The sequence below is a fragment of the Stutzerimonas chloritidismutans genome, assembly GCF_051486945.1.
Lineage (GTDB): Bacteria > Pseudomonadota > Gammaproteobacteria > Pseudomonadales > Pseudomonadaceae > Stutzerimonas > Stutzerimonas chloritidismutans_B.
The window spans coordinates 888,554-903,540 of the sequence record NZ_JAHVDX010000002.1 but is presented as its reverse complement, the minus strand read 5'-3'; the positions used below and the strand labels follow the sequence as shown (position 1 = coordinate 903,540).

At 63.1% G+C, this 14,987-nt stretch carries 10 protein-coding genes; 6 read left to right on the top strand and 4 right to left on the bottom strand.

The features are described 5' to 3' along the window. The first annotated feature begins 215 nt into the window (after positions 1 to 215). Positions 216 to 1,772 carry a sigma-54-dependent transcriptional regulator gene (locus tag KXR72_RS11300; protein ID WP_437421200.1) on the top strand — a complete coding sequence of 519 codons (1,557 nt, stop codon included), beginning with the start codon at positions 216 to 218 and terminating at the stop codon, positions 1,770 to 1,772. A gap of 682 nt (positions 1,773 to 2,454) precedes the next feature. On the opposite strand, the gene KXR72_RS11295 is transcribed toward KXR72_RS11300, so the two are convergent. The 3 genes from KXR72_RS11295 to KXR72_RS11285 form a co-directional block, all read right to left on the bottom strand. Continuing rightward, positions 2,455 to 6,624 carry a CheR family methyltransferase gene (locus KXR72_RS11295; RefSeq protein WP_437421199.1) on the bottom strand — a complete coding sequence of 1,390 codons (4,170 nt, stop codon included), beginning with the start codon at positions 6,622 to 6,624 and terminating at the stop codon, positions 2,455 to 2,457. A gap of 134 nt (positions 6,625 to 6,758) precedes the next feature. After that, the gene (locus KXR72_RS11290; RefSeq protein ID WP_437421198.1) at positions 6,759 to 8,135 is read right to left on the bottom strand and encodes an L-serine ammonia-lyase; all 1,377 of its coding nucleotides are present in this window, start codon (positions 8,133 to 8,135) and stop codon (positions 6,759 to 6,761) included. Between the two features lie 78 nt (positions 8,136 to 8,213). After that, complete coding sequence (locus KXR72_RS11285) at positions 8,214 to 9,155, bottom strand: NAD(P)/FAD-dependent oxidoreductase (RefSeq protein WP_437421197.1); 942 nt, start codon at positions 9,153 to 9,155, stop codon at positions 8,214 to 8,216. Between the two features lie 357 nt (positions 9,156 to 9,512). Between KXR72_RS11285 and KXR72_RS11280 the strand changes: the two genes are divergently transcribed. Further along, entirely contained in the window at positions 9,513 to 10,508 is a 996-nt protein-coding gene (locus tag KXR72_RS11280; RefSeq protein ID WP_437421196.1) for a TRAP transporter substrate-binding protein, read from the top strand. 346 nt (positions 10,509 to 10,854) lie between these two features. Then, complete coding sequence (locus tag KXR72_RS11275; RefSeq protein WP_437421195.1) at positions 10,855 to 11,853, top strand: TRAP transporter substrate-binding protein; 999 nt, start codon at positions 10,855 to 10,857, stop codon at positions 11,851 to 11,853. 2 nt (positions 11,854 to 11,855) lie between these two features. Here the strand turns inward: KXR72_RS11275 and KXR72_RS11270 are convergent, their stop codons facing one another. Then, a complete protein-coding gene (locus KXR72_RS11270; protein ID WP_437421194.1) occupies positions 11,856 to 12,257 on the bottom strand; it encodes a DUF488 domain-containing protein in 402 nt (133 codons plus the stop codon). Between the two features lie 199 nt (positions 12,258 to 12,456). On the opposite strand from KXR72_RS11270, the gene KXR72_RS11265 reads away from it, so the two are divergent. The 3 genes from KXR72_RS11265 to KXR72_RS11255 all read left to right on the top strand — a co-directional run bounded on the left by KXR72_RS11265 (position 12,457) and on the right by KXR72_RS11255 (position 14,814). Then, the gene (locus KXR72_RS11265; protein WP_437421193.1) at positions 12,457 to 12,777 is read left to right on the top strand and encodes a hypothetical protein; all 321 of its coding nucleotides are present in this window, start codon (positions 12,457 to 12,459) and stop codon (positions 12,775 to 12,777) included. An 87-nt stretch (positions 12,778 to 12,864) separates the two neighbouring features. Next, on the top strand, positions 12,865 to 13,305 hold the full coding sequence (locus tag KXR72_RS11260) for a CopD family copper resistance protein (protein ID WP_437421192.1): 441 nt from the start codon (positions 12,865 to 12,867) through the stop codon (positions 13,303 to 13,305). A 237-nt stretch (positions 13,306 to 13,542) separates the two neighbouring features. Next, positions 13,543 to 14,814, top strand: a complete 1,272-nt coding sequence (locus KXR72_RS11255; protein ID WP_437421191.1) for an acyl-CoA dehydrogenase family protein — start codon at positions 13,543 to 13,545, stop codon at positions 14,812 to 14,814. Positions 14,815 to 14,987: the final 173 nt, after the last annotated feature.

Below are 14,987 nucleotides of genomic sequence, written 5' to 3'. Positions count from 1 at the left end.
CTGATCGCGAGGGGAGCTCCGACGCGAGAGCCGCAAGCAGTTCTAGGTGGGAGGCTAGGCGCTGCGCTCGTAACGAAATCATTACATATCTACCTTTCGGCATGGGTTACGCCTTGATCGCGCCTACCGCTGTCAAATAATCTTGACGAAAATCAACGGTCGCCTGCCGAAAATCTGCGCCGTCTACAACAACAAGCCCTGAAGGCGCTGTTTTCATGCGTATCAAGATTCTCTGCCAGAACCGCGTTGGCATCCTCCGTGACATGCTCGAGCTGCTGGTCGACTACGGCATCAACGTCGCCCGTGGCGAAGTGGGCGGCGAGCACGGCAACGCCGTTTACCTGCATTGCCCGAACCTGATGAACCTGCAACTGCAGGCGCTGCGGCCGAAGATCGAGGCGCTGCAAGGCGTCTTCGAGGTGCGCAAGGTCGGGCTGATGCCCAGCGAGCGGCATTCGCTGGAGCTCAATGCGCTGCTCGGTGCACTGGAGTTTCCGGTGCTGTCCATCGACATGGCCGGCGCCATCGTCGCGGCCAACCGCGCTGCGGCGCAGCTGCTCGGGGTTCGTGTGGACGAGGTGCCCGGGATGAGCCTGTCGCGCTACGCCGAGGATTTCGACCTGCCGGCGCTGGTGCGGGCGAACAAGGCGCGGATCAATGGATTACGCGTTACGGTGCGCGGGGACATTTTTCTCGCTGACATTGCCCCGCTGCAATCGGAGCATGACGACAGCGAGGCCTTGGCCGGTGCGGTGCTCACACTGCACCGTGCCGACCGCGTTGGTGAGCGCATCTACAACGTGCGCAAGCAGGAGCTGCGCGGCTTCGACAGTATCTTTCAAAGCTCAAAGGTCATGGCCGCCGTGGTGCGCGAGGCCCGTCGCATGGCGCCGCTGGATGCGCCGCTGCTGATTGAGGGCGAGACCGGCACCGGCAAGGAATTGCTGGCGCGCGCCTGTCATCTGTCCAGCCCGCGCGGACAATCGCCGTTCATGGTGCTCAACTGCGCCGGCCTGCCTGAATCCATGGCCGAAACCGAGCTGTTCGGTTATGGCCCCGGTGCGTTCGAAGGTGCGCGACCAGAGGGCAAGCTCGGCCTGCTCGAACTGACCGCTGGCGGCACGCTGTTCCTCGACGGCGTCGGCGAAATGAGCACGCGGCTGCAGGCCAAGCTCGTGCGCTTCCTGCAGGACGGCTGCTTCCGCCGGGTCGGCAGTGACGAGGAGGTGTACCTCGATGTGCGGGTGATCTGCGCCACGCAGCTGGACTTGTCGGAGCTTTGCGCCAAGGGCGAGTTTCGCCAGGACCTGTATCACCGCCTCAATGTGCTGTCGTTGCACATCCCACCCTTGCGCGAATGCCTGGACGGGCTCGAGCCGCTGGCGCTGCACTTCATCGACCAGGCCAGTCGGCAGATCGGCTGCGCTTTGCCAGGCCTGTCCCCCGAGGCGCTTGCGCGGCTGGCTGGTTACCACTGGCCGGGCAATGTACGGCAGCTGGAAAACACTCTGTTTCAGGCGGTTTCGTTGTGCGATGGCAAAGCGATCCGGCCGGAACACATCCGTCTGCCGGACTACGGCACGCCGCCGCCACTGGGTGATTTTTCTCTTGAGGGAAGCCTGGACGAGATCGTGGGCCGCTTCGAAAAAGCGGTGTTGCAGGACCTTTACGCCCGTCACCCCAGCAGCCGGCAACTGGGCAAGCGGCTCGGGGTCTCCCACACGACGGTGGCGAATAAGTTGCGTGACTACGGGATCGGCAAAGAGGGCTGATCGCTATGGGTGGATAGATGCCCAACACTGACCTGTAGGCGCCAGCTCGCTGGCAATCAACCGTGGCGCTGAGGAGTGCCTGATGCGCCGCGGATCGCGAGCGAGCTCGCTCCTACGAAGGGCGGCGAGCAGCTGCCGGTCAGAGAAGTGCCAATGCAACACCGACCTGTAGGAGCCAGCTTGCTGGCGATCGGCCGTGACGCTGAGTTGTGCCTGATGCGCGGAGGATCGCGAGCAAGCTCGCTCCTACGAAGGTCAGCAAGCAACTGCCGGTCAGAGAAGTGCCAATGCAACACCGACCTTGTAGGCGCCAGCTTACTGGCGATCAGCTGTAACGCTGAGGTGTGCCTGATGCGCCGCGGATCGCGAGTAAGCTCGCTCCTACGAAGGGCAGCGAGCAGCTGCCGGTCAGAGAAGTGCCGATGCAACATCTGCCTGTAGTAGCCAGCTCGCTGGCGATCAGCCATGACGCTGAGGTGTGCCTAATGCGCCGAGGATCGCGAGCAAGCTCGCTCCTACGAAGGGCAGCGATCAGCTGCCGGTCAGAGAAGTGCCGATGCAATACCGACCTTGTAGGAGCCAGCTTGCTGGCGATCAGCCGTGGCGCTGAGGAGTGTCTGATGCGCCGGGGATGGCGAGCAAGCTCGCTCCTACGAAGGGCTGCGAGCAACTGCGGTTCCGCTTATTGAACCGCCTGTGTCACCGCATCGATCAACGCCTGCAGGTCGATGGGTTTGCGCAGGTGGAGCGTGAAGCCTGCGGTCCGGGCTTTCTCGACGTCGCGCAGGGTGCCGTAGCCGGTCAGGGCGATGCTGGGTGTGTCGGTGTTGGCGCCGTGCTCGCGGATCGCAGCCATCATTTGATGGCCGTCCATGCCTGGCATGCCGATGTCGGAAACGATGGCATCGAATTCGGTGTGTTCGGCCAGTTCGACGGCTTTTGAACCGCCGTCGGCGGTGGTGACGACCGCACCCTCGCTTTCCAACAGCTCGCACATGGTTTCAAGGATGTCCGGCGAGTCATCGACCAGCAGGATGCGGATGCCGGCAAGGCCACCGATAGCGCCATCCTCGGAGCGCGCGCCGAGTTCCAGTTCGGCCTGCAGGTGAATGGGCAGCCAGACGCTGAACCGAGCGCCTCTGCTAAGCCCTTCCGAAAACGCTTCGATGCGCCCGCCGTGGGCTTCGACCAGTTGTTTGACCAACGCAAGCCCGATACCCAATCCGTGCTTGGAACGGTGTGCATGCTGGATATCGGCCTGACCGAACAGATCGAAGACCTTCGGCAGAAAGTCAGCGCTGATGCCTTCCCCCGTGTCGATGACATCGAGACGGGCCTGGTCGTCCTCCCGCTCGAGTTGCATGCAGATGCGCTCACCGCCTTTGGTGAACTTCCAGGCGTTGTTCAGCAGATTCCAAATGATCTGGTCCAGGCGTGTCGGGTCGGCGTGGACGTATATCGGCTGATCGGGTTTGGAGACTTCGAAGATAACGTTTTCGCCCTGTGCCAAAGGCGCGAACACCGCTTCGATGCCGCGCAGTACATCCTGATAGTGCAGGGTGGCGAATTGCAGCTTTAGCTTGCCGGTGCGGATGCGCGAGACGTCCATCAGGTCGTCGATGATGCGCGACTGGCTGCGTACGGCGTTCTGAATCGATTGCGTCGCCTTGCGCAGGTTCGGGTTGTTCTTCGCGGCCTGTGAGCGGGCAACCAGGTCGGTGTTGAGCTGGATGAGGTTGAGCGGGTGCTTGAGTTCGTGCGATAGCACGGCGAAGAACTGGTCCTTCTGCTGGCTTGCGGCCTGCACACTCTCCAGGGTGCTCTGCTGCTCGGCGTTGCGCTGTCGGTCCTCGGTAAGATCGCGCGCGATCTTGGCGAAGCCAGTCACCTGGCCGCTGGGGTCGACGAGGGGATTGACCAGCCCGCTGAAGAAAAACCGCGAGCCGTCCTTGCGCTGATGCCAGCGCTCATCGGATGCCTGCCCGTGCTCCAGTGCGCGCTTGCGCTCGGCAACGGCAACGCCTGCCTGGCGGTCCTCCGGGGTGTAGATGAGTTCGATGGGTTGGCCCAGCACCTCGGCCTCGGTGTAGCCGAAGATGAGTTCGGCTCCACGGTTCCAGGCGGTGATGAGGCCGTTGCAGTCGAGGGTGATGATCGCGTAGCCCTTGGTGCTCTGGGCAAGCAATTTCATGTGCGCTTCGCCGGCCCGCAGCTGGTCTTCGACGCGGCGCCGGTCGGTGATGTCGATGAACGTCAGCACCGCGCCCTGAATGCGGTCGTCCAGGGTGCGGTAGGGCAGGAAGCGCGCCAGGTACCACTGCGTGCGGTCCTTGCTGGCGACCTCTTGCTCCACCAGGCGAAGCTCCTCGAACGCGGCGGTGGCATCGCCATAGAGCTGCGAGTAATCCAGCCGATGGGTGATATCCAGCAGTGAGCGCCCGGCATCGTTTTCGATGACATTGAAGATCTGCTGTACCCGCGGTGTGAACCACTTGATGCGCATGTTGCGGTCGACGAACAGGGTTGCGATGTCCGTCGAGGAGATCAGGTTCTGCAGGTCGTCATTGATCTTGCTGGTTTCGTCGACCTTGGCCTTGAGCTCGTAGTTGACGGTCGTCAGCTCCTCGTTGATCGACTGAAGCTCCTCCTTGCTGGTTTCCAGTTCTTCGGTGGCCGAGCGCAGCTCGTCATTGATCGCATGCAGCTCTTCATTGGACGCACGCAGCTCCTCGGTCGACGTCTCCGAGTGCTCCATGGTGATCTGCAGCTGTTCCTTGGTTTGCTGCAGTTCGGATTCGAGCTGAGCGAGGACGCTGTCCTTGGTCAAGGCCTGGTCGGTCAGGCCCTCTTCCATGCAGGCTTCGACTTCCTCGAAGAGCACCAGCATGTAGTCGCTGTCGGCCTCCTCATCATGGAAGGGGCGAACCACCATATTGACGAAGGAGGTGCGCTCATCACGCTCCATGCGTACCCGCCGCGCCTCGACACTCTTGCCCGTGTACGACGCCTGATACAGCGCAGTGCGCAGCTCCAGACGCAGTTGTGGGTGCACCAGGGTGGTCAGGCTCAGGGAGGGCTCGCCTCCAACGTAGCGCAGGAAGTTTCCGGCGCGGTCGGACATGTGCACGATCTCGCCGTTCTGGCTGACGATCACGCTCGGCGGCGCGTAGTGCTCGAGCGCCCGCTGATGGATGTCGGCAAAGGAGAACTTGCGGTTGCGCCGGCCCCCGTCGTGTAGCGGCGGGCGCGTCGGTACGGAGGGGGAGAAGCCTTGATATGGGCCCGTGGGCGCTCGACGCAAGTGCGCGCTGACTTCACGGGCGCGGTAGATGCGATTCTTCTTGTCGACCACGGTGAACAGCTGGCTGCAGGCGTCGGCGGTTTCCGAATTGCCGAGAAACAGGTAGCCGCCGGGGTTGAGCGCGAAGTGGAACATGCGCAGCACCTCGATCTGGATGTCGCGGTCCAGGTAGATCATCAGGTTGCGGCAGCAGATCAGGTCCAGCCGTGAAAAGGGTGGGTCGCGCAGAATGTTGTGCTGGGCGAAGAGAATCAGCTCGCGCAGGCTCTTCAGGGTGCGGAACTGGTCTTGCTCCTGGGTGAAGTATTTGCGCAGGCGCTCGGGCGTGACGTCAGTCATGATCGCGTGCGGATAGGCACCCGTGCGCGCCGTCTCCAGCGCATGATCGTCGATGTCGGTGGCGAACACCTGCAGCTTGAGCGTGCCCGTGCCGCTCTGCTCAGCGTGATCGGCAAGCAGCATGGCGAGTGAATAAGCTTCCTCGCCCGTCGAGCAGGCCGCCGTCCACGCGCGCAATACGGTATCGCCAGCGCCGGCCTTTTGTTCGAACAGGGCCGGGATGATCTCGCGCTCCAGGGCATCGAAGGCTTCGCGGTCGCGGAAGAAATGGGTGACGCCAATGAGCATGTCGGCGAGCAGTTCGGGCGTTTCCTCAGGATGATCTTTCAGGTAGCTGGCGTAGGCGGGCAAGTCGCGCAGCGAGACGATCTGCATGCGTCGCTCGATCCGTCGTAACACCGTGGCTTTCTTGTAGTGGCGAAAGTCATGCCCGGTGCGTGCGCGCAGCACCGCAAGGATTTCTCGCAGCGCCAGTTCGGCGGGTTTCGCCTGGCTGTGCGCCTGCGCGTACTCCACCTCACCCTGCGCTTCACCGGCTTGCTCGGTGTTGCCGGGCGATTCGATCGGGATCTTCTGCGCAACAAGTGCTTGAAGCGTCTGGCCCAGTTCGATCAGTCGTTGGGGCATCTCGGCGACGGGCAGCACGATGTCCACTACGCCTTTGCGGATGGCGCTGTAGGGCATCGAATCGTATTCGGCATCTTCAGGCGCCTGCGCCAGCGTGACGCCGCCCTGTTCCTTGATGCGCGACAGCCCGACCGAGCCATCGGAGCCCGTACCGGACAGCACGATGCCGATGGCGTGCGTGTGGTGCACGTCGGCGAGGGTGCGGAAAAACAGGTCGATAGCCACCAACGGGCCGCGGGTACGCGCGGAATTACTCAGGCGCAGGTAGCCGTCAAGCATCGACAGGTCCATGGCCGGCGGGATGATGTAAATGTGGTTGCGTTCGATCGGAACCGGCCGAGTTACCTGCTTCATCGGCATGCGCGTCACGCTCTGCAGGATGCGATCAACGTTGCTTTCGTGCTTCGGCGACAGATGCATGATGACCACGAAGGCCATGCCGCAATCGCTGGGCATGTGCTCGAAGAAGGTCAGCAGCGCCTTGAGCCCTCCGGCCGAGGCCCCGATCCCGACCACCGGGAATTCCAGTGTGCTGCGGGCGTTAGCCTGGTTCTTGGGCGCGGATGGCGCGTGGCTGATGCTCATTGCTTCCTCGACGTGCGTGACGGCGGTTCCCTGCTAAAGGGAGACAGCGGAACGGCAACGGAGATTCAACCCGGATGCCGCGCGAGGGGCCGATGATACGGCTTTTGTCTGGCAGGTGATGCGCGGCGGTTAATTCAGCACTCGATGATGTTGACCGCCAAGCCGCCGCGTGCCGTTTCCTTGTACTTGCTTTTCATGTCCGCCCCGGTTTGGCGCATGGTGCGGATGACCTTGTCAAGCGAGATAAAGTGGCGGCCGTCGCCGCGCAGGGCCATGCGTGCAGCATTGATGGCTTTTACCGAACCCATGGCGTTGCGCTCGATGCACGGCACCTGCACCAGCCCTCCGACCGGGTCGCAGGTCAGCCCCAGGTTGTGTTCCATGCCAATCTCTGCGGCGTTCTCGACTTGCTGCGGCGTGCCACCAAGCACTTCGCACAGCGCGCCGGCAGCCATTGAGCAGGCCACCCCCACCTCGCCCTGACAGCCGACCTCGGCCCCGGAGATCGAGGCGTTTTCCTTGTATAGAATGCCGATCGCGGCGGCCGTAAGCAGGAAGCGAATGACCCCCTCTTCGTTGGCCCCTGGTACGAAGCGCACGTAGTAATGCAACAGCGCCGGGATGATGCCGGCAGCGCCATTGGTGGGGGCGGTCACGACGCGGCCTCCGGCGGCGTTCTCTTCGTTGACGGCCAGGGCATAGAGATCGACCCAGTCGAGCACTGTCAGGCTGTCGCGTAGATTGGCTTCCGGATTTTCGCTGAGCTGCCGGTACAGGGCGGCGGCGCGGCGCGTGACTTTGAGTCCGCCCGGCATCACGCCTTCGTTCTGGCAGCCTGCGCGGACGCAATCCTGCATCACCTGCCAGATCACCAGCAGCCCGGAGCGCGTTTCGGCCTCGGGGCGCCAGGCCGCCTCGTTGGCCAGCATCAGCTGGCTGATCGACAAGCCATGTTCGCTGCACAGCGCCAGCAGCTCGGCAGCGCTGCGGAAGGGGAAGGGCAGGGGCGTGCGATCCTCGACGATGCGGTCGTTGCCAGCCGCCTGCTCGTCGACCACAAAACCGCCGCCGACCGAATAGTATTCCCGGCTGCGCAATTGCAGGCCGGCCTCGTCGAAGGCGCGGAAAATCATGCCGTTGGGGTGGTAGGCCAGCGGCCGGCGGATGAACTTGAGGTCTTCGCCGACGGCGAAGCGCAGCGGCTTTTCGCCCAGAAGGTTGAGCTGGCCGGTTTCGCGCATGCTTGCCAGGCGCTGCGGAATGCTCACGGTATCGACCGCTTCGGGGCGCTCACCCTCCAGCCCGAGCAGCACCGCCTTGTCGCTGCCGTGACCCTTGCCGGTCGCGCCGAGCGAGCCATACAGCTCGACCTTCAGCCCTGCCGTCGCCTCCAGCAAGCCGTCGTCGCGCAATCCTCCGGCAAACCGCAGCGCAGCTCGCATGGGCCCGACGGTATGTGAGCTGGAGGGGCCGATACCAATTTTGAACAGGTCGAACACACTGAGGGACATAAGGGCTCCGGGGCGAACAGATCTCTGTAGCCTAGACCGGAAAGCACCCTGACTGTCTCATCAATGAGCGAAAGCGCACTAGCGAAGGCTAAACCCCGAGCCGCCCCAGGGGTTGGCCTCCAAGCTGTTGTGCACGGCGGTAGCCGCTTGCGCGGCCTGGCCGATCGCGACGCTGATCTGCTTGAGCCCCAGGGTGACGTCGCCGATCGCGTAGAGGCCGCGAAGCGTGGTTTGCAGATGGTCGTCGACCGCGATGCCGCCGCACTCGTCGCATTCCAGCCCGAGTTGAACGGCCAGCTCTGAGCGGTAACGTGCGCCGAGGCTCGGGTAGATGATGTCGAAGTGGTGCCAGTCACCGCTGCAGGTCAGCAGCTCGATGCCGGTTTCGCAGGGCCGGAGCGACTCGACACGGTCGCTGATCAGGCGGATGTCATAGTGCTCGGCGAGCGCAATGGCCTGCTCGCACGCGTTGGGTTCGCCGTGCACCACAACGGTCACGTGGCTGGTGAATGTGCGAAGGAACACGGCATGGGTGATCGCATTTTCCGCCTCGCCATATACCGCGACCTTGTGGCCATCCACTTCGTAGCCGTCGCAGATGGCGCACAGCCGCAGCTTTCCATCGCCGATCGCCTGCGCGACGTCGGGCATGTCCGGCAGCGTGTCCTCGATGCCAGTGGCGAGAATGATGCGCCTCGCCACGCAGTAGCGATCGCCGTAGCGCACGCTGAACCCTTCGACATGCGGCTCGATGTGCTCGACCCGGCCATGCTCCAGGCGCGCACCGTAGCCCTCGGCTTGCTCACGCAGCCGGGCCAGCAGGTCGTTGCCGTTGATGCCCGGCGGGAAGCCCGGATAGTTATGCGAGCGTGGAATCCAGGAGGCCCGGCTCGAGCCGGCGTCCACGACCAGGCAGCTACGGCGAAAGCGCGCCAGGTACAGCGCTGCGGTGAGGCCGCCGGGGCCGCCGCCGACGATCAGGCAATCAATGGCTGGCAGTGCTTCGCGTGTGTGGGTCATGGACGATCAGGTATCGGTTGGGTGTTGCCTGTAGAAGGGGTGGCGCGATCGAAAGTTTCCCCGGCCCGATGAGCGCAAGGTCTCGTTTTGAACGCTCAATTGGGCTTGAACCCTTGTGCCAGAGCCTTCGATGGCCAACACTGCGCCGCGCTGACCGGTGGGTCCTACCCGTACCCGGCGGTCATCGCCATTCCAATAAAGGCCAGCCCGTGACGTTGTCACCGTGCCCTGGCCGCCTCGCTGCACTTTCAGCACGCCCCCACACCGGGCGCCAGCTGAACCACATCCGAATGCAATACACCACCCGAACGGTGCTCACGAGGCGCCGGCTCGGGTCTATGTCCCGTGGGGGTAAAAATGTTCAAGTCGTTGTGTATCGCGCCCTGTACGGCGCTGTTGCTGCTGCTGGCACCGCTGGCCGTCGAAGCCGCCGAGCCGATCGTCATCAAGTTCGCGCACGTCGTGGGTGACGATACGCCGAAGGGCAAGGGGGCCTTGCTGTTCCAGAAACTGGTTCACGAGCGCCTGGCAGGCGAGGTGAAGGTCGAGGTCTACCCGAACTCCTCGCTGGTCGGCGACGCGGACGAGATGCAGGCGCTGCTCGACAACAAGGTTCAGATGCTGGCGCCTTCGCTGTCGAAGTTCACCGAGTATTCGCCCAAGCTGGAAGTCTTCGACTTGCCATTCCTGTTTGATGACGAGGCCGCGGTGGCGCGCTTCCAGAAGCGTGAAACCAGCCGCGAGCTGCTGCGCTCGATGGCCAGCCGCGGCATCTATGGCCTGGCCTACTGGAACAACGGCCTGAAGCAGCTTTCAGCCAGCCAGCCGCTGCGTAGCCCCGCGGATGCCGCCGGCCTGGCGTTCCGCATTCAGCCCTCGCCGGTGCTCGAAGCGCAGTTCACTGCGGTCGAGGCCAAGCCTGTAAGGCTGCCATTCTCGGAAGTCTCCAAGGCCATGCAGAGCGGAGTCGTGCAAGGCACCGAAGGGCCCTGGTCGAACATCCGTGGGCAGAACGCCGGAATCAAGCAGAGCTTCGTCACCGAGACCAACCATGGCGTGCTCAACTACATGCTGGTGACCAATTCGACGTTCTGGACGAGCATCCCGTTCGCCATACGTTCGGAGCTGGACAACATCGTGCTCGAGGTCACTCAGACGGTGAATGCCGAAGCCGCTGCGATCAACCAGCGCGAGCGTGAACAGTTGCTGGCCAGTGGCAGCACCACGTTGGTCACCTTGACGCCGCAGGAGCGCCAGGCGTGGCGCGCGAAGATGCAGCCGGTGTGGAAATCCTTCGAAGCGCAGATCGGCACTGACGTGATGCGCGCCGCACTTACCGTCAATCGCCGCTGACCAGACCTCCGTCGGCGTTCCCCGGCGCGTCTAGCCCGAACGTCGGCGCGCATCAACCCCGGCCATCGCCTCGTTTTGAGAGCTGGTTGGGGTTTCCGGCCTTGTGCAGCGCACGGTGATAGCCAAGACTTCTTCCCCGGTTGGCCCTGGCCCCAATGGCCATCGGTTGCCGACCGCATTTCAATAAAGGCCAGCCACCGACCGCCGCAATCGGGCTGATTTGGCCATCCAGACACACAAAAAAACGGACCGGATGCGCGCCGAAGCAGCCCGGCCCTATCGCCATTGTTAAACCACTCGAACGGTGCTCATGAGGTGCCGTCGGGCTTTTCCTGTTGGGGGTCAGATGTACAAGTCTTGTGTTGCTGCGCTGGTCGCAGCCCTGTATTGGTTGAGCGCCCCAGCGATCGCCGCCGAAGGCGAGCCGATCGTCATCAAGTTCGCCCACGTGGTGGCCGACGATACGCCCAAGGGCAAGGGCGCGCTGATGTTCCAGAAACTGGTCGACGAGCGCCTGGCCGGCAAGGTGAAAGTCGAGGTCTACCCCAACTCGACCCTGGTCGGTGATGCCGACGAGATGCAAGCGTTGCTCGATGGCAAGGTGCAAATGCTGGCGCCCTCGCTGTCGAAGTTCGACAAATACACCAAGAAACTGCAGGTCTTCGACCTCCCGTTCCTGTTTGATGACCAGGCTGCGGTGCAGCGCTTCCAGAATCGCGAGACCAGCCGTGAACTGCTGCGCTCGATGGCCGACTCGGGCATCTACGGCCTGGCGTACTGGAACAACGGCCTCAAGCAGCTTTCGGCAACCCGTGCGCTGGTCAACCCTGAGGACGCCGCCGGCCTGTCGTTCCGTATTCAGCCTTCGGCGGTGCTCGAGGCGCAGTTCAATGCCGTCGGTGCCAAGCCGGTCCGGCTGCCCTTCGCGGAGGTCTACAAGTCCCTGCAGAGCGGTGTGGTGCAAGGTGCCGAGAACCCTTGGTCGAACATCGCCAGCCAGAAGATGAACACCGTTCAGCCATTCATCACCGAGACCAACCACGGCGTGCTCAACTACATGCTGGTGACCACGTCGAAGTTCTGGATGAGCATGCCTTTCGCCGTGCGCTCGGAGCTGGAGAACATCGTGCTGGAAGTCACCCAGACCGTGAACAAGGAAGCGGCAGCGCTGAACCAGCGTGACCGCGACCGCATCCTCGCCAGCGGCACCAGCAAGCTCATCACCCTCACCCCGGAACAGCGTCAGGCCTGGCGTGAACAGATGATGCCGGTGTGGAAAGCCTACGAAACGGATATCGGCGCCGACGTGATCCGCGCTGCGATGACCGTCAATCGCCGCCGCTAACCCTACCCCAGGCGCTCGCCGGCATAGCAGGTCGGCGAGCTCTGATCCCCCCGCCGCTCGAGCGCGTCTTCCAGCCATTCGGCCAGTACCACCGCATTGTTCTGCTGCGGGTCACGCGCGGCGTACACCAGCGTCAACGTTCCGTTTTCCGCCTTTTCCAGCAGTGGCCACCAGTGTGCCGGCTGCGCTGCGAGCTCTTCGCGGTAGGCGTGCCGGAACGCAGCGAAGCTCTTCTCCCCCGACTTGAATGCCCGCCGCAGCGCGCTCGAAGGCGCCACCTCGGGCAGCCATTCATGCAGCTCAAGCTGGTCCTTGCGCCTGTTCCGCGGCCATAGACGGTCTACGAGCACGCGCTTTCCATCCTCAGCCATGGCTGGTTCATAGGCGCGTTTGCAGCAGATCATCGCGGGCTCCGTTTCGGTTCATGATCGATATACCTGAGCGTATTGGTTGGGTATTTATGACTTGAGCAGGTGTAAAAAATACCGTTATGACCTGGGTCATAAAAACCTTATTGCTTTCAAGTTACTGATAAATAGGAAATAAATAGTCGGTACGCTTTGTGATTGTGTTTGCCTCACACACACACAGCGAGGACACCCTATGAAGACTTTAGCCACCTGGATCGCGGGTGCGGCATTGATTACAAGCGGTTGGGCGGGTGCGGACGAGATTGTGGAGGCGCGACCGGATCGTGTCGTAGGAGGCGGTTTCGGCGGGCTCAGCGGTTTCATGCTGGGTGCCGCGGCAGGTGGGCCGATCGGTGCCTTGGTCGGCGGCGGTGCTGGCTATCTGCTGGGGCAGCAGGTGCAGGGTGCCGCTGGCCTCGAGCAACGGCTCTACGTGATCCGCACGGCGGATGGCCGTCTGCTGCGTGTGCGCCGGTCTGCTGAGGAAAGCGCCGAGGGGGTTGTCACTCCCTGAGCACTTGATCTGCCGGCCTGATATGGCAAGGTTCGCGGGGTTGCGACCGGTGGGTCGCAACCCCTGCACCGGATTCGAGGAGCCGAGATGAGCTATTCCCTGTTGCACGTCATCCATTTGTTGGCAGCGATCTTCTTCATCGGCACGCTGTTCGTCGAGGTGATGCTGCTCGGCCGAGTGCGCCAGCAGGTCGAGCCGGAGCGTATGCAGCCGATCGACAAGGCCATCGGTGCACGTTCGCGGGTGGTGCTGCACTGGGTGGTTTTGTTCGTCTATGGCGCCGGCATCGGCCTGGCCTGGTTTCATCGCCAGGCGTTGGCCAACCCCTTCGCCAGCAGCTTCGGCATGCTCCTGACGCTGAAGATCTTGCTGGCGATCGGGGTGTTCTTCACCTTCGGCATGGTCGCAATGCTGCTGCGCTCGGGCCGGATGACCCCGGCGCGCTACCGGCGCATCCACTGGGCGATATTCCTGCAGATGGTTGGCATCGTCCTACTGGCCAAGGGCATGTTCTACCTCCATTGGTGACGGGCGCTGGCGAAGCCATTCCGGCCGTTTGCGAGCGGCATGCTTGGGTAGGGGGAACTGTCGCGTCCGCAGTGCTGCCCTTAGCAGATTTGCCGCGTGTGCCGATGATTTCGATCAAGCAGGGCGTCGTTTGCTGGATGGCTGATGAGCACCGATTCAGCCGCGTTAGGCTCGTTTGCTTGCCCTGGCGCTCGGCTTAAGGTGCAGGCACCAGAGCGGCCATCCACCGAGGTTCACATGCATTTCGCCTATACCCCCCGCGTCCAGGCGCTGCGCCAGGAAATGCTCGCGTTCATGGAGCAGTACATCGTGCCGCGCATCGGCGCCTGGCATGCCGAGGTTGCGGCGGGGCAGTACCCGGTGTCGTTCATGGAAGACCTCAAAGCGTTGGCGCGGGAGGAGGGCCTTTGGAACCTGTTCCTGCCTTCGCTGGGCCAGGACGAGCCGGGCACCGGGCTGAGCAATCTCGAATACGCCCCGCTGGCCGAGATCATGGGCCGGGTGCACTGGGCCTCGGAGGTGTTCAATTGCAACGCTCCGGACACCGGCAATATGGAGTTGCTGCACCTGTTTGCCACGCCTGAGCAGCGCGAGCGCTGGCTCAGGCCGCTTCTCGAAGGGCAGATCCGCTCGGCCTTCGCCATGACCGAGCCGGACGTGCCCTCGTCGGATGCCACCAATATCCAGACGCTGATCCGCCGGGACGGCGACGACTACGTGATCAACGGCCGCAAGTGGTTCATCACCAATGCCTCGCACCCCAACTGCCGATTGCTCATCGTGATGGGCAAGACGGATCCGAATGCCGAGACGCACTGTCAGCAGAGCATGATTCTGGTGCCGTTCGACACGCCCGGTGTGGAGCTGGTGCGCAACATTCCGGTGATGAATCACCTGGCGCCGGAAGGCCACAGCGAGCTGGTCCTGCGTGACGTGCGCGTGCCGGCAAGCAACCTGCTCGGTGCCGAAGGCGATGGCTTCGCGATGGCGCAGGCGCGGCTCGGGCCGGGGCGTATTCATCATTGCATGCGCTCGATCGGCATGGCCGAGCTGGCGCTGGAGCTGATGGTCGAGCGCTGCCAGGAGCGCAAGGCGTTCGGCAAGTATCTGCAGCAGTATTCCAACATTGCCGACTGGATTGCCGAATCGCGCATCGAGATCGAACAGGCGCGCCTGTTGGTACTCAAGACCGCCTGGATGATCGACGAAGTCGGCGCCAAGGGCGCCCGCAAGGAGATCGCCATGATCAAGGCGCTGGTGCCGCGCATGCAGACAACGGTGGTCGATCGTGCGATGCAGGTCTACGGCGCCATGGGCCTTACGCCGGACACGCCACTGGCCGACATGTGGACGGGTGGCCGCGCCCTGCGCTTCGCCGACGGCCCGGATCAGGTGCATCTTCGCAGCATCGCGAAGATGGAGATCAAGGCCAGCGAAGCCAACCGTGGCGCGACGGCCGCCTACCTGACGCCGCCCGGCGGCGATAGGGCGCCACGACGTCGGGTGTGATGTTCGGTGAACGCCGAAGCCCGTCTTATCGCACGATGGCTGCGTTCGTAAGCGCGACTGTTCGCGCTCGTGGGGTCGGCGTGGCGTGGATCGCCAGCAAGCTGGCTCCTACGGATAAGGGGGCTGCTGTGGTTAAGGCTCGCCATCACGGTTTTTGTAGGGGCGGTCTTGCT